We start from the raw sequence: 23229 nt of genomic DNA, 5'->3' as shown, positions 1-23229 counted from the left end.
GGCCCGGGCAGGCGCAGTCTTCCGACGCTACCATCGACGGAGCGAGACCCATGCGATGCCTGCTTCCGGCTGCGGCCCTGCTGGCCGCGCTTGCTGCCCCGGCCCTGGGGCAGCAGGCCGGCACCTACGGGGTCCAGGGCGAGGCCCCGGGGGGACAGCGCTACCAGGGCATGGCGGTGCTGCAGCCCACCGGAACCAACACATGGCGCGTCACATGGCGGGTCGGCAACGACACCGCCGAGGGGGTGGGGTTCCTGATCCCGGAGGGCCCGCTGCTGGTCGTAGGCTATGTGATCGGCCGCGAGATCGGTGCCGTCGCCTATGCCGTTCAGGCCGACGGCAGTTTGCAGGGCACCTGGACGCAGGGCCAGGGCGGCGGCATCGGCACCGAGGTGCTGACGCCCGCAGGCACCGGCGGCGGCCAGGTCCGCAAGTGACGCCGCCCGGACATGGGAAGGGGGGCCGAGCCCCCCTCTCGCAGCCCGGGAACGGCGGCGCGGTTCAGCCCTGGCGGGCCTTCAGGCGCGGGTTCTTCTTGTTGATCACGTAGACGCGGCCGCGGCGGCGAACCAGCACGCAGTTCTTGTCGCGGGTCTTCGCGGTCTTCAGGGAATTGCGGATCTTCATGACTTACCTCGTGAGGGCGCGCTTCTAGGGGGGCGACGCTGGCAAGTCAACCGCGGCCGAACAGGCGCGCGGCCGCGCGCAGCGGCGCGGTGATGCGCCATGACGTGCTGGCATGCAACGCCGCCAGCGCGGCCACGGCGCCATCCCGTGCCGCAACGGCCGCGTTGCGATCGGCGGCAAGGCGGGCGAGGGCGCTGCCGTGCTCCGCGGCAAGGCGGGTGAGGGCAGCGTCGTGCTCGGCGGCCAGGCGCTCCAGGGCCGCGAGGGTCGGCTCGTCGCCCGGGCCCGGCGGATGCACGCTCGCCCAGCCGATCCGTGCGAGCACCGCATCCAGCGCGTCGCGCAGCGCTTCGACCCAGGCGGCGCCGCCGGTCTCGAGGGCGGACCAGAGCCTCGCCTGCTCCGGCTCCCCATCCGGCGGATGGCGCAGGATCGCGGGCCACCAGGCCGCCGAATCGGCGATGGCGACGAGCCGCCGGACATCCTCCGAGCCCGCGTGCCGCGACCGCTTCCAGCCGGCGCTGAAATGCAGCGTGGTCGGGACGGGCAGATGGGCCGCGCGCCCGCCCGAGGCCTCGAGCATCCGCCGCCACAGCACCCAGTCGGCGGCGGACGGCACGTCCTCCGGCCAGAAGCCGGCGGCCTCCAGCGCCCGCCGCGTATGCACGATGCAGGCGGCGGGGATGGTGTTGCGGCGCTCGCGGAAGGCCTGCATCTCGTCCGGGAAGCCCAGATTGACGCCGAAGGGGACGATCACGCCATCGGTCGAGACCCAGGCGGGCCGGCTGTAGCCCCAGGCCGCGCGAGTGCCGTCCAGCAGCGCCCCCATCCGCGCGAGGTGGTCCGGCAGCAGCAGGTCGTCATGCGCCGCGAAGGCGACCAGCCGGCCGCGCGCCTCGCGCAGCGCCACGTTCCGATTGGCGTATCCGAAGTGCGGCGCCTTCGGGAGGTCGAAGACGCGCAGGCGCGGGTCGGGGAAGCCGGCCAGCACCTCCGCGGTCCGGTCGGTGCAGCCATCGGCCACCACCAGCAACTCGAAATCGGGCTCCGTCTGCGCCAGGACGGACTGTACGGCGAAGCCCAGCACGTCGGCGCGGTCATGCGTCGGCAGCAGCACCGTGAAACGCGGTGCCGCGCCGCTCACCCGCCCTGCGTCCCCGGCGGGAAGCGGTAGGGGATCAGGGGCGTATCGAGCGGCAGCCGCCACTTGTCGGGCGCCGCGTGGTCGTACTGGATGGTCGGATGGTTCACCACGAGAACGTCGCGCGTCCCGAAATTGTGGTCGGCGTGCCAGACATTCTCGGGCACGTTGACGAGGCAGCGGTCGTATTCGGACAGCACGATGCGGCAGATCTCGCCGCAGGTCGGGCTTTCGGGGCGCGGGTCGAACAGGATCAGCGCCATCTCCCCCTGCAGGATGGCGTAGCGGTCCTGGTGCCGCCGGTGCAGGTTCCAGCCCTTGGCGACGCCCGGCCGGATCGTGAAGGCATAGGTGAAGACCATCGGCTCGGGGTGGAAGCCCCACCGCGGATCGTAGAGTTCCGTGACGCTGCCGCGCGCATCGACATGCGTCGTCAGGCGCCGGATGGAAACACCATGCGTCAGGCGCTGCAGCGGCGCCCCCCGGGGCGTGACGGTGGCGACGTCGCGCACCGCGGCGGCGAGGGTCTCGTCCAGCAGGTCCGGGCGCGCGCCGCCGGTCGTCGCTTCCGGCATCGAGCGCGCCCCGTTCAATCCGCCGCGCGGCGTGCGGCGCGTTCCTCGGCGGCTGCCTGCGCGACGCCGTCGCGCGTCTGCGGCAGCTTCCGCCCCAGGATCTGCTCCGCCACCTGGGTCCGCAGCACCTGCGCCGTGCCGCCGGCGATGGCGAACATCCGGGCGTCGCGCACGTAGCGTTCCATCGGGTTGTCGCGGGAATAGCCGGCCGCGCCCCAGACCTGCAGCGCCTGGTTCGTCACGCGGATCGCCATGTCGGCCGCCATGACCTTGGCCTGCGCGGCCGCCAGCCGGTCGGGGAAGCCGTTCGGCCCGGCCGAGCGCGCGGCGCGCCAGACCAGGGCGCGGGACGCCTCGATCTCGATGGACATGTCGGCCAGCATCCAGGCCAGGCCCTGGAATTCCGCGATCGGGCGGCCGAACTGCCGGCGCACCTGGGCGCGGTCCAGCGCATGGTCGAAGGCGCCCGCCGCCAGGCCGAGCGCGACGGTCGCCGCGCCCACGCGCTGGCCGTTGTAGGCGTCCATCAGGCGGCCGAAGCCGCGCGCCCAGCCGCCGGGCGGGCGCAGCACCATCGCATCCGGCACGACCACGCCGCGCAACGTGACATCGGCCTCGGGCATGCCACGCAGGCCCATCGACGGGATGCGCGTGGCCGTCATGCCGTCCGGCATGGCGTCGCCGTCGCGCACCACGAGGAAGCCGCCGATGCCCTTCTCCTCCCCGTCCTCGACCGCGCGGGCGAAGATCAGGTGCAGGCGCGAGATGCCGCCGCCCGTGATCCAGGTCTTGTCGCCCTCGATGACCCAGTCATTGCCATGGCGCACCGCGCGGGTGCGCATGTCGGTGGCGGCCGAGCCGGCCTCGGGCTCGGTGATCAGGATGGCGGGCTTGTCGCCGGCCAGCACGCACGCCGCGGCGATCTTCTTCTGGTCGGGCGTGCCATAGGCCATGATGGCGCCAATCGCGCCCATGTTGGCCTCGACCGCGATGCGGCCGCAGACGGCGCAGGCCTTCGAGAATTCCTCGATGACCAGCACGGCGTCGAAATAGGACAGGCCGGGCCCGCCCCATTCCTTCGGCACGGTCAGGCCCATGAAGCCCGCTTCCCGCATTTGGCGGACCATGGGCCAGGGGTATTGCTCGGATCGGTCCGTGGCGGCGGCCTGGGCGGCGGCCTCCTGCGCCAGTTCGCGCGCCGCGTCGCGCAGCCGGGCCTCGGCGTCCGTCAGGCCGTGCATCGTCTCATCCTCCCCTGATGCGGCGCTCGATCGCCTCCGCCGCCGCGCGGTCGAGCCGGAGCGCGCGGGCGAAGGCATCGAGCCAGACGCGTTCCGCGCCCTCGATCGTAACGGCGCCGGCCAGTGCGGCGGCATAGAGTTGGGCTGCCAGCATCGGGTCCGCGGCGGCTTCGCGGGCGAGCGCCTCGGGCGGCGTGGCCGCGTCGAATTCGGCGAGCACGGCATCGCGCGCGGCCGGCCCGAGACCCGCGGCATCCAGTTGCCCGGCGATCTGCCCGCGCTCGGCGGCATCCACCTGGCCGTCGGCACGCGCCGCGGCGACCATGGCACGCAGCATGAGCAGGCCTTCGCGATCCTGCGGGGCGATCGGCGGCGGGGCCGGTTCGGCCGTGCGGCGGGCCGGCGCCGGCTTGCCGCTCGGCGGCACGCTGGCCCGGCCTCGCGCGGGCTTGGGCGGGGGCGGCAGCGGTGCGGGCTTGGCCGTGGGCGGACCACCCCAGGGGTCCGCGCCGGGCGCCCGGCCGGGTGGCGCGGGCTGCTGCGCCTTGGTCATCGCCTCGATCGCGACGCCCGCCAGCATCGCGAGCGCCCGGCCGAGATCCTGCTGCCCGCGCGCCGTGCTGCGCCGACGGCCGCGCACGGGCCTGCTGCCGCCGAGCACCGCGCCGAGCACACCGCCGAGGTCGAAGCCCGCCATCCGTCGCTCCCTGGCCTGCGGCGCCCGTTCCGGCGCCGCAGGCGGGGCCGCCGGCGCACCATTCCCGATGCGGCCGCATGCGTCCCGCGTGATTTTTTGATCTAGCGGTCGCCGAGCGCCGCCGCAATGGATGGCACGAGGGCGCGGAACTCATCCCCGCGCGGGCTGCGCGCGCGCCAGGCCAGGCCGATCCGCCGCGCGAAGGCGCCGACGAGCGGCCGGAGCGCGACCTCCGCGCCCGCCGTCACGCCGCCCTCGACGGCCAGGCGCGGCAGCAGCGTGACGCCGAGCCCGCCTGCGACCATCTGAACGATCGTGTGCAGGGACGTGCCCGCCACGTCCTGCGCCGCGCCGGCCAGGCCGCCGGCCGACAGCGCGTGCTCGCGCAGGCAGTGCCCGTCCTCCAGCAGCATGACCCGCTCCCCCGCCAGCGCGCCGGGCGGGATCTCGGCGCGCGCGGCGAGCGGGTGGCCGGGCGGGCAGGCGAGGAGAAAGGGATCCTCCGCGATCGCCAGCGTCGCGGCGCCGCCGCAGTCGCAGGGCAGCGCGACCAGCAGCAGGTCGAGCCGCCCGGCCTCCAGCGCCTCGACCAGGCGTTCGGTCGGGTCCTCGCGCAGGAACAGCCGGAGCCCGGGAAAGGACGCGCGCAGCCGCGGCATCAGGCGCGGGAGCAGGTAGGGGCCGATGGTCGGGACGATGCCGAGCCAGAGCGGCCCGGTCAGCGGCTCGCGCGCTGCCTCCACCGACTCGGCGAAGGCGTTCAGCGCCTCGAGCGCGGTGCGCGCGCGGCCCACGAGGTCGCGCCCGAGCGGCGTGAAGACCGGCCGCTTGGCACCGGTGCGTTCCAGCACCGCGGCGTCGAGCTGGCGCTCCAGCGCAAGTATGCCGGCCGAAAGGGTCGATTGCGTCACGGCGCAGGCCGCCGCGGCGCGACCGAAATGACCATATTCGGAAAGCGCGACGAGGTAGCGGAGCTGCTGGGGGGAGGGCAGGCCGTTCATCACGGCACGAGAATAGGCCGAAGCGCCGCGCCGGCACCCGCCCATGTTCACGCCCATCGCCGCGCCCGGGACATGCCCGGCATGCGAGGAGGCGTCGCGGGGCCTCGTGTCAGGCGGCGTCCGCGCCCTCGCCGCTGCCGAGGCCGACCAGCCCCTCGCGGTTCATCAGCTCGATGCCGGAATGGCCGTGCAGGCGGATCCAGCCGCGCTTGCGGAAGGCGGAGATCGCGCGGCTGACGGTCTCGAGCGTGAGGCCGAGGAATTCCCCCATGTCCGCGCGGGTCGCCGGCAGGTCGAAGACCGGACCGACATGGCCGCGCCGTTCCTGCGCCTCGGCCAGCGAGACGAGGAAGGCCGCGACGCGCTCCTCGGCGCTGAAGCGTCCGAGCGCCAGGATGTGGTCCTGGCTCTGCGCCAGTTCGCGCACGCAAAGGTCGAGGAAGCGGCGTTCCATCGCCGGGTAGCGGCGGAACAACTGTTCGAGGCGGCGCCGGTCGAGCCTGCAGACCGTGCCACGGGTCAGCATCTCGGCGCCGAAGGCGTGTTCCTGGGCTGGGCTGAAGCCGAGGATGTCGCCGGCAAAGCGGAAGCCGATCACGGCCTGACGGCCGTCCGGCAGCACGCGCGTGAGCCGCGCCATGCCCTCGGTCAAGGTGAAGACGTGCCGCGCCGGGTCCCCCTGGTGGAACACGGCCTCGCGCGGTTCGAGCGCGAGGCGCTCGCTCTCCCCCGCCATGTCGTCGAGCGCCGCAGCGTCGAGCGGCGCGCAGAGCCCAACCGAGCGAGATCCGCACTTCGTGCACACGCTTGCATCGGCCCCGAGGCCGTCCATCAAGGCGCGCGTGGCGTCCAGAGGATGCATTTTGCGGCTTCCACCCACCGTTAAGGCCGTTTCGGGGAACGATGCGGCCGCGGTCTCTCTTGCTCCGGGGCAAGCAACGGTCAGTCTCGGCAAACGCTTGCGATAGATCAAGAACAAACGCATGCATGCTGACAGGCGCTGGGTGCATGGCGCGACGCGGCGCTTGCGTCCGCCCGCGCGAGGGCGAGACTGGCGCGAAGGGTCGGCCACCACGCCCCCGGAGGAGACTGCATGACACCTGCCGCGCCAGATTTCCGACTCGACGGCCGCCGCATCCTCGTGACAGGCGCCTCGCTCGGCATCGGCCGCGCGGTGGCGTTGGCCGCCGCGGCCGTCGGCGCCGAGGTGGTGCTTGCCGCCCGCCGCCGGCCGGAGCTCGAGGAGGTGGCTGCGGCGATCGCGGGCGCCGGCGGGCGGGCGGAGGTGCTGCCCTTCGACGCCGCCGACCCGGACGCGATCCGCCGCGCGATCGGGATGGCGGGCCGCCTCGACGGCCTCGTGAACAATGCCGGCAGCGTCACGCGCGAGCCCTTCCTCGAGGCGAGCGAGGCCGAGATGGATCGCGTGCTCGGCCTCAACGTGAAGGGCGCCACCATCGTGGCGCAGGAGGTCGCGCGCGGCATGGCGAAGGCGGCGACGAAGGGTGCCATCGTCAACATCGCCTCGATCGCGGGCCTGGTCGGCGCGCGCAACCGCAGCCTCTACGCCGCGACCAAGCACGCCGTGATGGGGCTGACGCGCGCGATGGCGCTCGAACTCGGCCCCATGGGCATCCGCGTGAACGCTGTCTGCCCGGGGCTCGTGAACACGCCGCTGGCCGCCGACCTGATGGCGGACGCCGCCTTCGTCGCCGCGACCAGCGCGCGTATCCCGCTCGGACGCATCATGGAACCCGAGGACATCGCGGGGCCGGTCGTCTTCCTGCTGTCGGCAGCCGCGTCCGGCATCACGGGCATCGCGCTGCCCGTCGATGGCGGCGTGACGGCGGAGTAGGCCCGATGCCCGTCACCCTCCGCGCCTGCGGCGCCGCGCGCACCGTCACGGGCCTGTCGCTGCTGTTCGAGACCTCGCGCGCGAAGTTCCTGGTCGATTGCGGCCTGTTCCAGGGGCCGAAGACGCTGAAGGCGCTGAACTGGGAACCCTTCCCCTATGCGCCGCGCGACATCGACGCGGTGCTGCTGACGCATGCCCATATCGACCATTCCGGTCTGCTGCCGAAGCTGGTGAAGGAGGGCTTCCGCGGCCCGATCCACGCGACGGGGCCGACGCAGGACCTCTGCGCCGTCATGCTGCCGGACAGCGGACACGTGCAGGAGATGGAGGTCGCCTTCCTCAACCGCCGCAACCGGCGTCGCGGCCGGCCGGAGGTCGAGCCGATCTACACCTCGGCCGATGCCGCCGCCGCGATCCGCGCCTTCCGTGCCGTGCCGCTGGACCGCTGGACGGAGCCGCTGCCGGGCGTGCGCGCGCGCTGGTGGAATGCCGGGCACATGCTGGGCTCGGCCTCGATCGAGCTGGAGGTGACGGAGGAGGGGGAGGCGCCGGTGCGCATCCTGGTCTCGGGCGACCTCGGCCCCGACTGCGCCGTGTTCCATGCGGATCCCGAGGGGCCGCGCGGGCTCGACCACGTGTTCCTGGAAAGCACCTACGGCGACGAGGACAAGCCCTGCGTCGACCACGCGGCGCGGCGCGAGCGCCTGGCCGGCATCGTGCAGGAGGCCGCGCAGGCGGGCGGCGCGCTGCTGATCCCGGCCTTCGCGGTGGAGCGCACGCAGGAGATCTGCTGGGACCTCGTGACGATGATGCAGGCCGGGCGCATCCCGCAGGCGCCGATCATGGTGGACAGCCCGCTGGCGATCCGCGCGACCGAAGTCTTCCTCGAACACGCCGCGACGCTCGAGAACGGGCGGTCGGTGAAGCGCGCGCTCCGCTCGCCGCTGCTGAACTTCACCGAAAGCGGCGAGCAGTCCCGCCGCATCGCCGATGTGGAGGGCTTCCACATCGTCATCGCGGGGTCGGGCATGTGCGATGCCGGGCGGATCCGGCACCATCTCAAGCGCTGGCTCTGGGCGCCGGAGGCGACGGTGCTGCTGACCGGCTACCAGGCCGAGGGCACGCTCGGCCGCCTGCTGCAGGAGGGCAAGCCGGAGGTCCGCATCCAGGGCGAGACGATCCGCGTGGGCGCCAACATCCGGGAGATCCGCGACTATTCCGGCCATGCCGATGCACCGGAGCTCGTTGCCTGGTTGAAGGCGCGCGGCCCGGTCGCGGGCGGGGTCTTCCTGGTGCATGGGGAGCCGCCCGCGATGCAGGCGTTGGCCACGCGCCTCGCGGCCGAGGGCGTCGCCCGCGCGGCGCAGGTCCTGCAGCCCATCCTCGACGACGCCTTTTCCCTGGCGGCCGGGCAGCCGCCGGCGAAGCGGGAGGTGCGCCGGCGCCGCTCAGAACCGGCCGAGGCCGGCCGGCCGGACTGGCACAATGCACGGGCCGCCTTGCTGCTGTCGATCGAGGACGCGATCGAGCGCGCGCCGGACGCCGCCGCGCGCACGGCACTGATGGCGGCGCTGCGCCGGGCGCTCGACATGCAAAGGGGGGCGTGAGCGCCCCCCCTTCCGGATGCCGCGGCCGATCGGCCGTGTCAGCCGCGCCTGGCCATCGGGACGAAGTCGCGCGGCCCGGCGCCGGTGTAGATTTGCCGCGGGCGGCCGATGCGCTGCGACGGGTCCTCGATCAGTTCCTTCCACTGGCTCACCCAGCCGACGGTGCGCGCCACCGCGAACAGCACGGTGAACATGTGCGTGGGAATGCCCATCGCCTTCAGGATGATGCCCGAATAGAAATCGACGTTCGGGTACAGCTTGCGGCTGACGAAATAGTCGTCCGACAGCGCGATCCGCTCCATCTCCATCGCCATGTCGAGCAGCGGCTCGTTCTTGATGCCAAGCTCGGCCAGGACCTCGTGGCAGGTCTCCTTCATGATCTTCGCGCGCGGGTCGAAGTTCTTGTAGACCCGGTGGCCGAAGCCCATGAGCTTGGTGTGGGAGTTCTTGTCCTTCACCTCGCTGATGAAGGCCGGGATGTTCTCCGGGCTGCCGATCTCGGCCAGCATCTTCAGCACCGCCTCGTTGGCGCCGCCATGCGCGGGGCCCCAAAGGGCGGCGATGCCGGCCGCGATGCAGGCGAAGGGGTTGGCGCCCGTCGAGCCCGCGAGCCGCACGGTGGAGGTCGAGGCGTTCTGCTCGTGGTCCGCATGCAGGATCAGGATCCGGTCCATCGCGCGCGATAGGATCGGGTTGTTCTTGTATTCCTCGGCCGGCACTGCGTTCAGCATGTACAGGAAGTTCTCGGCATAGCCGAGGTCGTTGCGTGGATACATGAAGGGCTGGCCGATCGAGTACTTGTAGGCCCAGGCCGCGATCGTCGGCACCTTGGCGATCAGCCGGTAGGCCGCGATCTCGCGCGCCTTCGGGTCGTTGATGTCGAGGTTGTCGTGGTAGAAGGCCGCGAGCGCGCCGACCACGCCGCACATGATCGCCATCGGGTGGGCATCCCGACGGAAGCCGTCGAAGAAGCGGCGCAGCTGCTCGTGCAGCATGGTGTGGTAGGTGACGCCCTTGTGGAACTCGGCGTGCTGCTTCGCATTCGGCAGATCGCCGAACAGCAGCAGGTGCGCGACCTCGAGGAAGTTCGAGTTCTCCGCCAGCTGCTCGATCGGGTAGCCGCGATAGAGCAGCACGCCCTCGTCGCCGTCGATGTAGGTGATGGTGCTCTCGCACGACGCCGTCGCGCCGTAGCCGGGGTCGTAGGTGAAGATGCCGAGGTCGCCATAGAGCTTGCGGATGTCGGCGACCTGCGGGCCGAGCGTGCCGCCGAGCAGCGGGAGGGTGGTGCTCTTGTTCGTGCCCTCCAACGTGACGGTGATGGAGCCGTTGGACTTGCTGCTCATGCGGGAACTTCCTCAGGTTCTTCGGGCGGGCGCCGGAATGCTGCCCCCGCCGTTTTGGTGCAGTGCAAGATAACGGCCGCGGGAGCCGCTTGGCAAACGCGCCCCGTGGCGCAGGGGCCCGGTTTCAGTCCCGCACGCGCCAGCCCGGCGGCGCACCGACGCCATGCGCCCAGAGGCCGCGTGAGGCCTGGCGCGCGGCGGCTTCCTCGCCGCGCAGCGCGTCGTTCGTCGCGAGCGCGAAGCCCTGGCCGACCAACGCCTTGTTGAGCGCCGCGCCGGCCGCGTCGCAGTCGCCGAGGCCGCGGCCGAAGCCGTCCTGGCCCACGATGCGGCAGGTGACGTCGCGCCCGCCGACAAGACGGGTCAGTGCCGCGGTCGCGGCGGTGCCGCAGTCGAAGCCCTGGCCGCTGCCACTGCGGCAGGCATCGCCCCGTGCAGGGGCCGACAGCCCCGCGAGCCGCACGATGCGGTCGCCGAGGCCCATGGTCTCGCCGTCCACGATCCGCACGGTCGCGCCGGGCGCGTGCCACTGGCGATCGGATGGCGCCGAGCCGAGAAGGTTGGAGGGCAGCACGACCGCCACGACGAATGGCGCCGCCACCGCCGCCATCAGCACGAGGGCGGCGCGGGACAGACGTTGGCGGGACCTGCGGCCCTTGAAGATGCGCCGTCGTTCAAGCACGTGGGATGGCTAGACCGAGCCGCCGCGCGAGGCAACCGGGGAGGCGTGCGAAAACGCAAGATTCGCGGGCGCAGCCGCATGAAGCCATCGCAGGAATTCGCCCTAGGCACCTGTCCAGAAACGATCCTTGCCGCCGAGCCGCCTCCAGGCCTCGAATGCGTCGCCGCGATGCGTGGCAACGCGCGCCTCGCACCAGCCCTCCACCACGCCGACCGCCCAGACGCGCCCGGCCTGGCCCGGGGCGGCCAGGCTCCGCGCCAGCCCGCGCGCCACCGCCGCGTCGTTCGCGATGCCGAGCCCGTCCTGGAGCGCCGCGACGCGCCGGAGGAAGCGCTTGCCCGCCTTGGCCCCGAAGACCGGGGCGAACACCTCGGCGGCGTAGCGCAGGCGCTTGCCGTCGAGGCGGAGCTCGTGCAGCGCCTCCGCGTCCAGTTGCTCGAAATCCTCCCCCGCGCGGCGCAGACGATGCCAGCGGCGCTCGAGGATGGCGCGACCGAACTCCGGGGCCGGGGCATCCAGCGCCCGGCGCACCTCCTCCGGTGCGTCGTCCCGCCAGGGGCGGGCGAGTTGCATGCCGAGCGCGTCCAGCAGCAGCAGGCGCCAGGCCGGCGCGTCCAGCATCGCGAGCACCGCCCGGTAGGCCGCGTCCCGGCGCGCCGCGGCGGCGCGGAGCAGGGCGGCGACGCGCTTCTCCGCCGGGAAGGCGTCCGCGACCTGCCGGCCGATGCCGCCCAGGAATACGTCCCAGTCCCGTGCGGGGCCGAGCACGGCCAGAACCTCCCGGAAGCGGGCGTCGAGGCCGCGCAGCGCCGCGCAATCGGTGGCGCTGCGGAACACCCGGAACAGCGAGCGCAGCCGGCGCAGCGCGACGCGCGACTGGTGCACGGCCTCGGGCCCGCCATCGGGCCGGATGCGGGCCGTCTGCTGGCGCAGCACCTCGAGCAGGTGGCCGGTGGCGCGCAGGAAGGCATCCTCGGCCGTGCCGGCGCGCGAGGTGTCGGGCGGGCCGAGCCGGTGCGGCCGCGGATCGCCGCCGCTCGCGAGCGCGCGCCCTTCCTCGGCGAGTGCGCAGAGCGGCGGGAGAAGCGGCAGCGCGGCGGCGAGGCCCGCGGCAACCCGGAGCAGCGCCGCCGGCGGGCCGGTGAGCGAAAGCCGCGCCGCGGGGCGCTCGGCCGCGACCGCGCGCAGCCGTCCGGACAGCAGGACGGCCTCGACCGTGCCGTCCTCGTCCGTCAGCCGGAAGGCGTGCCGACGGCCCGTGAAGGCGGCGACGGCCACGAGCGGGCCATCCCCCGCCTCCGCCGGAAGGTCGGTGGCGCCCAGGAGGCGCAGCGTCTCGGGCGGCTGGCCGGGGTGCCAGGGCGCCCAGGGTGCCGGCACCACCCGCAGCAGGCGCCTCGGGCCGCGGCGGGGCGCCTCGACTGCCAGGCCCGCCGCGGCGACGGCGCCGTCCGCGGTGTCGTGCCAGACGATCTCGGCCGCTGCGCTGCGCGCCTTGCCGGCGCGATGGGCCTGCACGAAGGGCAGTCGGCCGAGCCGGGACGCAGCTTCTGGCGGCAGGGTGAAGTCGAGCGTCGTGGCATCGACCACGGCCGGCGTCGCGGGCGGCGCCGCGGCTTCGGGCGGCGCGTCGGCCTCGGGGCCGCGCGGGCGTGTCGCGCGGCCGGCGGAGGTCACAGCGCCATTTCCGGCAGGTCGGCGGGCACCAGGAACCGCACCAGGCGGCCGCCGCCCTCTCCCAGCGCCTGCCACGGGGTCGCCACGACGAATTCCGCCAGCGCGCAGGTCGGGAACCCCTCGGCCATCCGCCGGGCGGAAGCCGAGCCGATCGCCATGCCGGCGGCACCGACGAGCGCGAGCGCGAGGTCGTGCAGTCCCGGGTTGTGGCCGATCACCATGACGCTGCGCGCCGTCTCCGGCGCCCGGCGCAGCGCGTCGAGCAGCCGCGGCCAGGGGGCCAAATAGAGGTCGTCCATCGGCTCGACCAGCGGGCTTTCGGCAAAGGGGGAGATCGCCTCGAGCGTCTGGAGCGTCCGCCGGGCGGAGGAGACCAGGACCACGTCCGGCTCCAGGCCGAGGTCGCGCATCGCCGCAGCCATCGCGACGGCTGCGCGCCGGCCGCGCGCGTTCAGCGGCCGCGCGTGGTCGGGCAGGGAGGGATCGTCCCAGGAGGATTTCGCGTGCCGGAGGAGGAGAAGCTGGCGCATCGCGGCGGCATCCTGCCACGCCCCGCGGCGCCTGTCGCGGGCGGGGCGGTGCCATCGTGAGGCGGCCGGAACGGCTGCGCTGTTCCTCGGCATGGTTGCGGCGCAGGCCGGCATCCCCAACCATAGGCAGGCGGCGCCGTCGGGGCCGCGTGGCGATCGCGCGGCAGTCCCGCGCGGCCGCCGCGCCGGCCGTGTCGTTGACCGGGAAGGAATGGATGGCCGAGGCGATCGCAACGCATGACCCCGCGCCGCGCCGACGGGTGCCGGAAGCCCCGTGCGCGCCAGGCCCGCGGCCGGTGCGCCCGGGCGGAAGGCTGCCGCTCCTGCGCCGGCGGCACGCTCTGCTGCTGCCGGTTGCACTGCTGCCCGCGGGCGCCGCCGCGGCGGAGGGCGACATCGCCTTCCGCGTGCGGCGGCGGGGCGATGTCGTCGGCACCCACCGGGTCCGCTTCGCGTCACGGGGGGCGGAACGGGTCGCGACATCGGAACTGCTGATCCGGCCCGCCTTCATGGGTATCGTCGTCTACCGATACGAGCATGTGTACGAAGAGGTGACCGTGGGCGGGCGGTTCCGCCGCGTGACCTCGCGCCTGAACCGCAACGGCCGCATCGTCGAGGTGCGCGGGGAGGCGGTTGCGGGCGCGGTGCTGCTGGACGGAACCGAGGGCCCGCAGCGCCTGCCGGCCGATGCGGCGCCGCTGTCGTGGTGGGAGATGGGGCGGCTCGGCGGGCGCCTGCCGCTGTTCGGGACGACGACCGGGCGCGCGCTGGCCCTTGCCTGGCGGACGCGGCGCGGGCCGGCCGGCGGCCCTGAATTCGCGTGCAGCGGCGACGTGACGGCGACCGTCGGCTTCGACGGGGCCGGGCGCTGGGTCGGCTTTTCGGCACGCGGCGAGGACGGCACCGACATCGAATACGAGCCGGCATGAGCGACGGCGTCCTGCGGGTCGTGCTGGGCGACCAGCTCTCGCGCAATCTGGCGGCGCTGGAGGGGCTCGATCCCGCCCGCGACGTGGTGCTGCTGATGGAGGTGCAGGGGGAATGCACCTACGTTCCGCATCATCCACAGAAGATCGTGCTGGTGCTCTCGGCCATGCGGCATTTCGCGCGGGCGCTCGCGGCGCGCGGCGTCAAGGTCGACCACGTGCGCCTCGACGACCCGGACAACACACAGTCCTTCCGCGGCGAGGTGCTGCGCGCGGTCGCGCGGCACCGCCCGGCGCGCATCGTCGCGACCCATCCCGGCGAATGGCGCGTGCTGCAGGACATGCAGGGCTGGGAAGCCGCCGCTGGCCTGCCGGTCGAGATCCGCGAGGATGGCCGCTTCCTCTGTTCGCTGCCGCGCTTCCGCGCCTGGGCGCAGGGCCGGAAGCAATACCGCATGGAGTTCTTCTACCGCGAGATGCGGCGCGAGACCGGGCTGCTGATGGCGGGCGACGAGCCCGCCGGCGGCAAGTGGAACTACGATTCCGAGAACCGCGCAGCGCTGCCCAAGGGTCTCGTGCCGCCGCCCCCGGTCCGCTTCGCGCCCGACGCCATGACGCGCGAGGTGATGGCGCTGGTGGCGGAGCGTTTCGGCGCGCATTTCGGCGATGTCGAGGGCTTCGCCTGGCCTGTCACGGCGCAGGATGCACGTGCCGCGCTCGACGCCTTCCTTCGCGACAGGCTGGCGCTGTTCGGCGACTACCAGGATGCCATGGCCGCCGGCCAGCCAACCATGTTCCACGCCCTGGTCTCGACCAGCCTCAACATCGGGCTGCTCGACCCGATGGAGGCCTGTCGCGCCGCCGAGGAGGCCTGGCGCGCGGGGCGCGCGCCGCTCAACGCGGTCGAGGGCTTCATCCGCCAGATCCTCGGCTGGCGGGAATACGTGCGCGGCATCTACTGGCATCTGATGCCGGGCTATGCGGAGGGCAATGCGCTCGACGCCACGCGGCCGCTGCCGGGCTTCTACTGGGGCGGGCCGACCACGATGCGCTGCATCGAACAGGCGGTGGCGCAGACGCGCGACCTCGCCTACGCGCACCACATCCAGCGGCTGATGGTGACGGGCAATTTCGCGCTGCTGGCCGGCATCGCCCCGGCCGAGATCAATGCCTGGTACCTGGCGGTCTATGCCGATGCCTTCGAATGGGTGGAACTGCCCAACACCCATGGCATGGCGATCCATGCCGATGGCGGGGTGATGGCGTCCAAGCCCTATGCGGCGTCGGGCGCCTACATCAACCGCATGTCGGACTATTGCGGCGGCTGCGCGCACGACCCGAAGCAGGCGGTGGGCCCGCGTGCCTGCCCGTTCAACTTCCTCTACTGGGACTTCATCGCGCGGCATGCGGCGCGCTTCGCGGGCAACCCGCGCATGGCGATGCCGCTGCGCACCCTGGCGAAGATGGATGCGCGCAAGGTCGCGGCGATGCGGCAGGAGGCGGCGCGCTTCCTGGACAGTCTCGACGGCTGACGGCGCGCGCCCCATCCTGCGGGCGCTGCGGCCCCGGGGAGGAAGGATGCGATGACCGAGATCGAATGGATGAAGCTGACCTTCGCCGAATTGAACGCGCGCGCGGCGGCGGACGCGCTGGTGATCGTGCCGGTCGCCTCGCTCGAGCAGCACGGGCCGCACCTCGCGACCGGCGTCGACATCGTCTGCGCGACCGGCGTGGCGCAGCGCGTGGCGCGGCGCATGGCCGAGGCCGGGCGGCCGGTGGTGGTGACGCCCTGTGTCTGGACCGGCCTCGCCGAGCACCACGTGGCCTTCGGTGGCACGGTGACACTGGATTTCGCGGCCTTCTCGGCCGTGCTGAAGGGCGTCGTGCGGTCTGCCGCGCGGGCGGGGTTCAAGCGGGCGATGCTGCTGAACGGCCATGGCGGGAATGCCGAGGCGGTCGCCGTGGTCGGCGGCGAATGCCAGGTCGAATTCGGCATCAAGGTCGCGGCCGGCACCTACTGGCATCTGGCAGGCGATGCCTTCGCGCCCATCCTCGAGCGGCAGTCGAACGTGCTGCACGCCTGCGAGGCCGAGACGTCCATGATGATGGCGCTGATGCCCGAGGCCGTGCGCGCCGAGCGGCTCGAGGAGGCGCACGGGCCCCATTCGACCCGGCCCGAAGGACAGCCGGCGGCGATGATCCGCCGGCGGTCCTTCAAGGAGATGACGCCGTCCGGCGTGATCGGCGATGCGCGCGCGGCATCGGCGGCGAAAGGGGAGGCGCTGCTGGCGGCGGCGGCGGAGCGGATCGCGGCCGAGTTGGGGGATGCGCGGCTCTGGACGTGAAGGAAGTCCGGGGGAAGGGAACTTCCCCCGGACCCCCAACCTTCTTTGGATTCAAAAAAGGTTGGGGAGGGCTGGGGGGAGAAGTTCGCTTCTCCCCCCAGTCTTATCGCCGCGACGCGAGCTGCCGGTTCTCGAGCCGCGACAGCAGCCGCACGACGGGCCACAGCAGGATGAAGTAGACCACGGCAGCGGCCACGATCGGCGTCGCGTTGTAGGTCACGGATTGCGCCTGGCGCGCCTGGAACAGCAATTCGGGCAGCGCCACGACGGAGGCGATGGAGGTGAGCTTCACCACCTCGAGCGTGTTCGAGATGAGGTCCGGCAGCACGTTCCGCACGGCCTGCGGCAGCACGACATGGCGCATGGTCTGGCCGGAGGTGAGGCCCGTGCTGCGCGCGGCCTCGATCTGCCCGCGCGGCACGCTCTCGATGCCGGCGCGCAGGATCTCCCCGTAATAGGCGCCGGTGTTGAGGAAGAAGCCGACCGCGACCGCCCCCCATGCGCCGATGTCGACCCCGGCGAAGGGCAACCCCGCGAACAGGAAGATCAGCAGCACGAGCGGGGGCAGCGCGCGGAAGGTGTCCACCCAGACGCGCAGCGGCCAGCGCACCCAGGGGGAGGGCAGCGTCGAGAGCACGGCCAGGATGATGCCGCCCGCGATGCCGAGCGGCACCACCATCGCCGACAGCGCCAGGGTGGATTTCAGCCCGTCCCAGAGGATCGGCCAGGCTTCCTGGACGATCTGCCAGTTCAGGAAGGCGAGGAGGAAGTCTTCCATCCGGCGCCTACCTTTTCCAGGCGAAGCGCGTCTCGATCCAGCGGCCGAGCACGACGACGGGGAAGAACAGGATGAGGTACGCGATCGCGCCCATGGTCAGCGGCGACGGGTTGTAGGAATGCGACACCGCGCCGTGCGCGGCACCGAGGATGTCCTGCACCGCGACGACGGACGCGAGCGCCGTGCCCTTGGTGATGGCGATGGTGCGGTTGGTCAGCGGCGGTATGGTGAGGCGCAACGCCTGTGGCAGCACGACGTCCCGCAGCGTCGCCACGAAGCCGAGGCCGGTGGAGCGCGCCGCCTCCCACTGCCCTTTCGGCACCGAGGTGATGCCGGCCCAGAAGATCTCCTCCGAGAAGGCCATCAGCACGAGCGCCAGCGCGAGCCAGGTGGAGGCGAAGCCGGACAGTTCCATCCCCGCCGAGGGCAGGCCGAAGAACAGCAGCACGATGATCACGAGCGGCGGCAGCGCGCGGAACAGGTCGACCGTGAAGATGATCAGCCAGTTGAGCGGCCGGATCGCGAAGGCGCGCAGCAGCGCCAGCAGCAGCCCCGCCGCCAGCCCCGCGACGATGATGAGCAGCGCGAGGATCACCGTCAGGCCGAAGCCCTCGATGATCTTGGGCAGGTACTGCTCCATGACGCGCGCGTTGAAGAAGCTGTCGGTGAAGCGCTCCCAGCCCGTCATGGCTCAATGCCGTTCGATCTGGCTGATGAAGGCGCGCGTGCGTTCTTCCCGGGGGTTGGCGAAGATCTCGGCCGGCGCGCCGGTCTCGATGATCATGCCGTCCGACATGAACACCACGCGGTCCGCCGCGGCCTTTGCGAAGCCCATCTCGTGGCTGACCACGACCATGGTCATGCCGTCTTCCCGCAATTCGCGCATCACGGCGAGCACGCCGCCCACGAGTTCCGGATCGAGCGCGCTGGTCGGCTCGTCGAACAGCATGACGCGGGGCTCGAGCGCGATGGCGCGCGCGATGGCCACGCGCTGCTGCTGCCCGCCCGAGAGCTGCAGCGGGTAGGTCTCCGCCTTCTCGGCGAGGTGCACGCGGTCGAGGGCGGCGCGCCCCTTGGCCTCGGCCTCCGCGCGTCCGAGCCCCTGCACCTTGCGGAGCGCGAGCGCGACGTTCCCGAGCGCCGTCATGTGCGGATAGAGGTTGAAGGACTGGAACACCATGCCGATGCGCTGGCGCGCCTTGTTGATGTCCGTCCGCTTGTCGAGCATGTCGATGCCGTCGACCACGACCGAGCCGGAGGACGGGTCCTCCAGCCGGTTGAGGCAACGCAACAGCGTGGACTTGCCTGAGCCCGAGGGGCCGATCAGGAACACGAGTTCCTTCTCGGCCACCTGCAGGTCCACGCCCTTCAGCACATGCAGATGCCCGAAGTGCTTGTGGATGGCGCGGGCATCCACGATCGGTGCGGGGCTCATGCGCCCCGCACCGTGATCGACGCTGCGGCCATCAGCCGCATTGCGGGTTCTGCGGCGTCGCGTCCCAGCCCGGCATGTCGGGCGGGCCGTAGCCGGGGAACTCGATGCGCTCGGCCTGGTCGGGGCCGGGGACATCGCCGAACCAGCGCTCGGACAGGCGGGCCACGGTGCCGTCGCGCTTCATGCAGGTCAGCACGTCCTCGACCTGGTTGCGCAGCGCGCCGGAATCGCGGCGGAACGGCGCGCCCCAGTGCAGCCGCGTACCCGGCAACACCCAGGATGCGACGAACTGCGGCGTGCGCGACGCCGAGTAGCGGACGACCGTGTTGCCCGAGAGGTTCGCCTGCGCGCGCCCCTGCAGCACGGCCTGCACGGCGTCGGGCTGCGTGTCGAAGGCGAGCAGCGTGAGGTTCAGGCGTTCGGCATTCGCGGTCACCCAGCGTTCATAGGGCGTGCCCTTGTTCACGCTGATGGTTCGGCCGCGAAGATCCTCCTCCGAATTGATCGGCGGGCTGCCGCGGCGGATGCCGAACTGCAGCTCGGTCCAGATGTAGCCCTCGGTGAAGAGCAGCGCCTCGGCGCGTTCGCGCGTGACCGTCGTCGGCGCGCAGAGGAAATCGTAGCGCCCGGCGTTCAGCGCGGGAATGAGGCCCGAGAAGGACGCGCTGTCGATCACGATCTCCCGCCCCATGCGGCGCGCGACTTCGCGGAAGAGGTCGATCTGGAAGCCCTGCACGCCGCCCTGGAGCGACGGGAAGGCGTGCGGGGCGAAGGTGCCGTCCACCGCGCAGCGCAGCGGTGGCTGGGTCTGTGCGAGCGCCGGCCCGGCGAGGGCGGCGGAGATGAGGGCGGCGGCGATGAGCCTGCGCATGACGGAAACCTCCTGTTCAGGACTTGCGGATCAACATTTCCAGATGGCCGCCATGCTGTCCATGCGGAGGGCTGCCACAAACTTGCCGCGCCACGGTCCCGCTGCCGCCGTCGCAGGCAGGTCTAACTCCGATTGAACGGAGCGACGCCATGCCTATCCTGCCGCTGGCCATGATCGGGGCCGGAACAGTCTCGACGCTGCTGCTCATCCTGCTTCTGCTGGGCGACGCGACGGCGCCCGGGCGGATTCCGCTGGCCGCCGCGGCGTTCCTCGCGATCTGCAGCGGCGCGCTCTTGCTGGGCGGCGTTCTCACGCTCGAGCCACGTCGCCGCCCACGGACCGATCAGCGTTCCTGATGCCGGTTGTCCATGCCGCGGAAGACGACCAGCGCGCGTGACGACCGCGTGGGCGGCGACATGTCGAGCCAATCGAGGAATTCCACCATCACCTTCCCGGTGATGTCCGCGACATGGTGCCGGTGCGCACGGTCCGGCGTGTACCAGTCGAGGTCCTCCAGTTCACCCGAGCCCGCGATGTCGCCCTGCACCGCAGCGGCCGGGGCGGCGAGGAAGCGGGCGTTGAAGCGGATCGGCCGGCCGCCTGGCGTCACCGCGCGACAGATGTAGTGCAGCGCGCCGAGGTCGGCGGCGACGCCGTCGCCCCGTCGCTCGCCGAGCACGAGGCCGGTCTCCTCGAACAATTCGCGCGCGGCGGCGATGCCGAGCGCGCGGGCGCGGCCCGGCGTCGCACGCCGTTCCAGCATCCGCCGCGTTCCCGGCTGAAGTTCGCTGACCGCCGACAGGCGATGGTCGTCCGGGTCGACGCGGCCGCCGGGAAAGACCATCACGTCGGGCATGAAGCGGTGGCGGGCGTGGCGCCGGCCCATCAGCAGTTCCGGCCCGGCAGGCCCGATGCGCCACAGGATCAGGCTCGCCGCGTCGCGCGGGCGCACGATGCGCCGCGCGTGGCCTTCGGCGTCCGCGCCGCCGGGATTGTCGGCGGTCGGATCAGTCAAGAAGGAAGCCCCGGAGGCGCAGCCAGGCACGGAAGCCGAAGCGCTCCGGCACCGAAAGCTGCCGCGCGGCATTCTCGGACCAGGTGCAGCCCGCCGAGGACGGCCCATGCACCTCGGGGTAGCGTGGCTTCTGGCGCGGGCGGAGCGCGTCATACACGTCGAGCGCCTCCCCCAGCCCCGCATCGTCGTAGGTTTCGCGGTGCACGACGACCGACGGCGGCAGGCGCGGCGTCGTCTCGTTGCGCGCCTCGGGCCATCCGAGGCTCAGGCCGGCCACGGGATAGACGCCCTCTGGCAGGCGGAAAAGCGGCCCGACCTTCTCGATGTGGCTGCGGACATAGGAGATCGGGCAGGTGCCGAGGCCGGCCGCATCGGCCGCCGCGATCGCCATGCCCATGGCCAGCGCCGCATCGACCGCGGTGTTGAGGAAGGTGTCCATGTTGTTGTTGGCATGCGCGCGGCCATGCTGCGCGCAGGCCTGCTGGCCGCGCCGCATGTCGCCGCAGAACAGCAGCAGCACGGGGGCGTCCTTGATCCAGGGCATGGTGCCGATCCAGTCGGCGACCTTGCCGATCTTCGCCGCGTCGCGCGTGACGATGATGGAATACTGCTGCAGGTCGGACTTGGACGGCGCGGATTGCGCGGCGGCCAGCACGGTGTCGAGCAGCGGGCCCGGCACGTCGTCCGGCCGGTATCGGCGCGTGACGCGACGGTCCAGCAGGGTCGCAAGGGCCGGCGGGATCTCCGCCGGCGGGTCGAAGGGCAGGGCGCCGTAGCGCGCGCGGATCAGGTCGGCGGGGGTCATGGCGCCAGGGTGGCACGGAACCTCAGCCGCGGACCACCCAGGCATCGGCGACGGCGACGCCCCGGCCCTCGCCGAGGATGATGAGCGGGTTGATCTCCGCCTCCGCCACCTCGGGCAGGGCGGCCAGGCGGGAGACGGCGACGACGGCGCGCGCCAGCGCCTCGAGGTCGCCGCGCGGCAGGGACCGCCAGCCCGAGACCGGGCGCAGGCCCTTCACCTCGGCGATCATCTCGCGCGCCTCCGCCTCGGTCACCGGGGCGCAGCGCAGCGCGGTGTCGCGGTGCAGTTCGGCCAGCACGCCGCCGGCGCCGACCAGCACGACCGGCCCGGCCTCGGGGTCGCGGCGGAAGCCGATGATCGCCTCGGCCAGGCCGCGCACCATGGGCTGCACCAGGAAGCCCGTGATCCGCGCGTCGGGCGCGCGTTCGCGCACGCGGGACAGCATGGCCTGGGCCTCGGCCTGCAGCGCCCCCGCATCCGGGATGTTCAGCGCGACGCCGCCGACCTCCGTCTTGTGGGCGAGGTCGGGCGAGAGGACCTTGAGCGCCACGGGGAAGTTCAGCCCGTCCGGCGCGTCCTGCGGCGTGCGCATGACGGAATAGCCCGTGTCGATTCCGAGCATGGCCATGAGCTGCCGCGCATCGCCCTCATCCGGTCGCGCGGGCAGCGGGAAGCTGATGGACGGCGCGGAGGACGGCGACCGCGGCGCGCGCCAGTCGAGGAAGGCGCGGATGGCGTCGGCGCAGGATTCCGGCGTGCGGAAGGCGGCGACGCCGGCCTCCCCCAGCATCCGCAGCGAGACATCCGCCTGCGGCACCAGGAAGGCCGCGATCGGCTTCGCATGGCCCGCCTTCGCCGCGGCCAGGATGCCCGCAACCGCGTCATGCGGCCGGAACTGGGCCGAGGAGCCGATCACGGACAGCGCCAGGTCGGTATCCGGGTCCGCCGCGAGCGCCGCGAGCGCGGCCTGCACCTTGTCCGCCCGCGTGCCGGCCAGCGTCACGTCGATCATCCGCCCGTGATGCGGCAGGCCGGCGGCCTTCAGGCCCTCGACCGCCGTCGCATCCGGCGCGCGCGTCTCGATGCCGGCGACGCCGAGCGCATCGACCGCCATGGCGCCGCCGCCGCCCGTGGTTGTCATGACCGAGACGGCGCGCTTCGGCGCGGCCAGCGGCCTGCGTCCGACGAACAGCGCGGGGGCTTCGAGCAGCGCCTCGATCATCGTCACGCGCGCGATGCCGTTGGCGCGGAAGAAGGCGTCGGCGGCGGCATCCGAGCCCGCCAGCGCGCCGGTGTGGCTGTTCGCCAGCTCCGCGCCGAAGGACGAACGCCCGAGCTTGAAGGCGATGATCGGCTTGCCCGCCGCATGGGCGCGGCGCGCGGCCGCGGCCAGCAGGTCGGCGCGGCGGATCGCCTCCAGGAACAGCAGGATGGCGTCGACCTCTGGGTCGTCGACCAGCAGGCCGGCGATCTCGCTCGCGGTCAGGTCGGCCTCGTTGCCGGTGCTGATCAGGTGCGAGAAGCCGAGGCCGCGCGCGGCGCCGCGCGCCATGATGGCGCCGAGCATCGAGCCCGACTGCGAGACGAGCGCGAGGCGCCCGGCGGGCAGGCTCTCGGCTTCCAGCGCCGCGTTCACCGAGCAGGCGGTGCGGGCGTTCAGGTTGATCAGCCCCATGGAATTGGGCCCGAGGATGCGCACGCCGGCGGCGCGCGCCGTGGCCAGCAGCCGCGCCTGGCGTGCCTGGCCCTCCGGCCCGGCTTCCGCGAAGCCGTCCGCCAGGATCGCCGCGACCGGGATGCCCTTGGCCGCGACATCGGCGATGACGCCCTCGACATGTTCGGTGCCGAGCAGCAGGTAGGCGAGGTCCACCGGCCCCGGGATGTCGGCGATGGTCGGGTAGGATCGCTCGCCGAGCACCGTCTCCGCGCGCGGGTTCACCGGATAGAGGTCGCCGTCGAAGCCGTGCTTGCGGAGATAGACCTGCGCGCGGGCCGTCAGGCGCGCGGGGTCGGCCGAGGCGCCCACCAGCGCGATGTGGCGGGGGTTCAGCAGGGCGGGCGCGAGGTCGGTCATG

Annotated in this window: 25 protein-coding genes; 7 read left to right on the top strand and 18 right to left on the bottom strand. The window is 72.7% G+C overall.

Annotated features, from left to right (window positions below; all coding sequences use genetic code 11):
• Positions 1–50 precede the first annotated feature (50 nt).
• The gene (locus E8M80_RS09590; protein WP_137125467.1) at positions 51–437 is read left to right on the top strand and encodes a hypothetical protein; all 387 of its coding nucleotides are present in this window, start codon (positions 51–53) and stop codon (positions 435–437) included.
• Between the two features lie 64 nt (positions 438–501).
• Here E8M80_RS09590 and ykgO read toward each other — a convergent pair whose 3' ends face one another.
• From ykgO to E8M80_RS09555, 7 genes are all read right to left on the bottom strand, one after another.
• A complete protein-coding gene (gene ykgO, locus E8M80_RS09585; RefSeq protein WP_137125466.1) occupies positions 502–627 on the bottom strand; it encodes a type B 50S ribosomal protein L36 in 126 nt (41 codons plus the stop codon).
• Positions 628–673: 46 nt separating this feature from the next.
• Positions 674–1771, bottom strand: coding sequence for a glycosyltransferase family A protein (locus E8M80_RS09580; RefSeq protein ID WP_170979309.1), 1098 nt, complete (start codon positions 1769–1771; stop codon positions 674–676).
• Entirely contained in the window at positions 1768–2343 is a 576-nt protein-coding gene (locus E8M80_RS09575) for a dTDP-4-dehydrorhamnose 3,5-epimerase family protein (protein WP_137125464.1), read from the bottom strand. Before E8M80_RS09575 ends, E8M80_RS09580 begins: the two co-directional genes overlap by 4 nt.
• 14 nt (positions 2344–2357) lie before the next feature.
• Positions 2358–3584: a 3-sulfinopropanoyl-CoA desulfinase gene (gene acdA, locus E8M80_RS09570; RefSeq protein WP_137125463.1), complete on the bottom strand. Its 1227-nt coding sequence runs from the start codon at positions 3582–3584 to the stop codon at positions 2358–2360.
• A 4-nt stretch (positions 3585–3588) separates the two neighbouring features.
• The gene (locus E8M80_RS09565; RefSeq protein WP_137125462.1) at positions 3589–4281 is read right to left on the bottom strand and encodes a DUF533 domain-containing protein; all 693 of its coding nucleotides are present in this window, start codon (positions 4279–4281) and stop codon (positions 3589–3591) included.
• A 101-nt stretch (positions 4282–4382) separates the two neighbouring features.
• Positions 4383–5282: a hydrogen peroxide-inducible genes activator gene (locus E8M80_RS09560; protein ID WP_137125461.1), complete on the bottom strand. Its 900-nt coding sequence runs from the start codon at positions 5280–5282 to the stop codon at positions 4383–4385.
• 109 nt (positions 5283–5391) lie between these two features.
• Positions 5392–6144 carry a Crp/Fnr family transcriptional regulator gene (locus tag E8M80_RS09555; protein ID WP_170979308.1) on the bottom strand — a complete coding sequence of 251 codons (753 nt, stop codon included), beginning with the start codon at positions 6142–6144 and terminating at the stop codon, positions 5392–5394.
• Positions 6145–6375: 231 nt separating this feature from the next.
• Between E8M80_RS09555 and E8M80_RS09550 the strand changes: the two genes are divergently transcribed.
• Together E8M80_RS09550 and E8M80_RS09545 are read left to right on the top strand one after the other, a co-directional pair.
• A complete protein-coding gene (locus E8M80_RS09550) occupies positions 6376–7137 on the top strand; it encodes an SDR family NAD(P)-dependent oxidoreductase (RefSeq protein ID WP_137125459.1) in 762 nt (253 codons plus the stop codon).
• Between the two features lie 5 nt (positions 7138–7142).
• Positions 7143–8744, top strand: coding sequence for an MBL fold metallo-hydrolase RNA specificity domain-containing protein (locus E8M80_RS09545; RefSeq protein WP_137125458.1), 1602 nt, complete (start codon positions 7143–7145; stop codon positions 8742–8744).
• A gap of 38 nt (positions 8745–8782) precedes the next feature.
• On the opposite strand, the gene gltA is transcribed toward E8M80_RS09545, so the two are convergent.
• The 4 genes from gltA to E8M80_RS09525 form a co-directional block, all read right to left on the bottom strand.
• The gene (gene gltA / locus E8M80_RS09540; protein WP_137125457.1) at positions 8783–10090 is read right to left on the bottom strand and encodes a citrate synthase; all 1308 of its coding nucleotides are present in this window, start codon (positions 10088–10090) and stop codon (positions 8783–8785) included.
• Between the two features lie 124 nt (positions 10091–10214).
• Positions 10215–10772, bottom strand: coding sequence for a thermonuclease family protein (locus tag E8M80_RS09535; RefSeq protein ID WP_137125456.1), 558 nt, complete (start codon positions 10770–10772; stop codon positions 10215–10217).
• Positions 10773–10874: 102 nt separating this feature from the next.
• The gene (locus E8M80_RS09530; protein WP_137125455.1) at positions 10875–12449 is read right to left on the bottom strand and encodes a CHAD domain-containing protein; all 1575 of its coding nucleotides are present in this window, start codon (positions 12447–12449) and stop codon (positions 10875–10877) included.
• A complete protein-coding gene (locus E8M80_RS09525) occupies positions 12446–12979 on the bottom strand; it encodes a histidine phosphatase family protein (RefSeq protein WP_137125454.1) in 534 nt (177 codons plus the stop codon). The genes E8M80_RS09530 and E8M80_RS09525 overlap by 4 nt, the downstream gene beginning before the upstream one ends.
• Before the next feature lie 215 nt (positions 12980–13194).
• Here E8M80_RS09525 and E8M80_RS09520 point away from each other — a divergent pair, with 215 nt between their 5' ends.
• From E8M80_RS09520 to E8M80_RS09510, 3 genes are read left to right on the top strand one after another with little or no spacing between them, the layout of a single operon-like run.
• Positions 13195–13908 (top strand): DUF6134 family protein, encoded by a 714-nt coding sequence (locus tag E8M80_RS09520; RefSeq protein WP_137125453.1) that lies wholly within the window; start codon positions 13195–13197, stop codon positions 13906–13908.
• Positions 13905–15437 (top strand): cryptochrome/photolyase family protein, encoded by a 1533-nt coding sequence (locus tag E8M80_RS09515; protein ID WP_137125452.1) that lies wholly within the window; start codon positions 13905–13907, stop codon positions 15435–15437. The genes E8M80_RS09520 and E8M80_RS09515 overlap by 4 nt, the downstream gene beginning before the upstream one ends.
• Positions 15438–15488: 51 nt before the next feature.
• On the top strand, positions 15489–16250 hold the full coding sequence (locus tag E8M80_RS09510) for a creatininase family protein (protein WP_137125451.1): 762 nt from the start codon (positions 15489–15491) through the stop codon (positions 16248–16250).
• A 103-nt stretch (positions 16251–16353) separates the two neighbouring features.
• On the opposite strand, the gene E8M80_RS09505 is transcribed toward E8M80_RS09510, so the two are convergent.
• The 4 genes from E8M80_RS09505 to E8M80_RS09490 are packed head-to-tail and all read right to left on the bottom strand — an operon-like array spanning position 16354 to position 19334.
• Positions 16354–17028 (bottom strand): amino acid ABC transporter permease, encoded by a 675-nt coding sequence (locus E8M80_RS09505; RefSeq protein ID WP_137125450.1) that lies wholly within the window; start codon positions 17026–17028, stop codon positions 16354–16356.
• Positions 17029–17035: 7 nt separating this feature from the next.
• The gene (locus tag E8M80_RS09500; RefSeq protein ID WP_137125449.1) at positions 17036–17716 is read right to left on the bottom strand and encodes an amino acid ABC transporter permease; all 681 of its coding nucleotides are present in this window, start codon (positions 17714–17716) and stop codon (positions 17036–17038) included.
• Positions 17717–17719: 3 nt separating this feature from the next.
• The gene (locus E8M80_RS09495; RefSeq protein ID WP_137125448.1) at positions 17720–18463 is read right to left on the bottom strand and encodes an amino acid ABC transporter ATP-binding protein; all 744 of its coding nucleotides are present in this window, start codon (positions 18461–18463) and stop codon (positions 17720–17722) included.
• A gap of 31 nt (positions 18464–18494) precedes the next feature.
• Complete coding sequence (locus tag E8M80_RS09490) at positions 18495–19334, bottom strand: transporter substrate-binding domain-containing protein (RefSeq protein WP_137125447.1); 840 nt, start codon at positions 19332–19334, stop codon at positions 18495–18497.
• 149 nt (positions 19335–19483) lie between these two features.
• Here E8M80_RS09490 and E8M80_RS09485 point away from each other — a divergent pair, with 149 nt between their 5' ends.
• The gene (locus E8M80_RS09485; protein ID WP_137125446.1) at positions 19484–19690 is read left to right on the top strand and encodes a hypothetical protein; all 207 of its coding nucleotides are present in this window, start codon (positions 19484–19486) and stop codon (positions 19688–19690) included.
• Here the strand turns inward: E8M80_RS09485 and E8M80_RS09480 are convergent.
• The 3 genes from E8M80_RS09480 to E8M80_RS09470 are packed head-to-tail and all read right to left on the bottom strand — an operon-like array spanning position 19678 to position 23228.
• Complete coding sequence (locus tag E8M80_RS09480; protein ID WP_240789964.1) at positions 19678–20349, bottom strand: NUDIX hydrolase; 672 nt, start codon at positions 20347–20349, stop codon at positions 19678–19680. The two genes, E8M80_RS09485 and E8M80_RS09480, sit on opposite strands and share 13 nt — an antisense overlap.
• Positions 20342–21154, bottom strand: a complete 813-nt coding sequence (locus E8M80_RS09475; protein ID WP_170979307.1) for a nitroreductase family protein — start codon at positions 21152–21154, stop codon at positions 20342–20344. The genes E8M80_RS09480 and E8M80_RS09475 overlap by 8 nt, the downstream gene beginning before the upstream one ends.
• A gap of 22 nt (positions 21155–21176) precedes the next feature.
• Complete coding sequence (locus E8M80_RS09470; protein ID WP_137125443.1) at positions 21177–23228, bottom strand: acetate--CoA ligase family protein; 2052 nt, start codon at positions 23226–23228, stop codon at positions 21177–21179.
• Position 23229: the final 1 nt, after the last annotated feature.

This window comes from Roseomonas sp. HF4 (assembly GCF_005222755.1).
GTDB lineage: Bacteria > Pseudomonadota > Alphaproteobacteria > Acetobacterales > Acetobacteraceae > Neoroseomonas.
The sequence above is the reverse complement of the archived record's forward strand: the minus strand, read 5'-3'. Positions and strand labels throughout refer to the sequence as shown.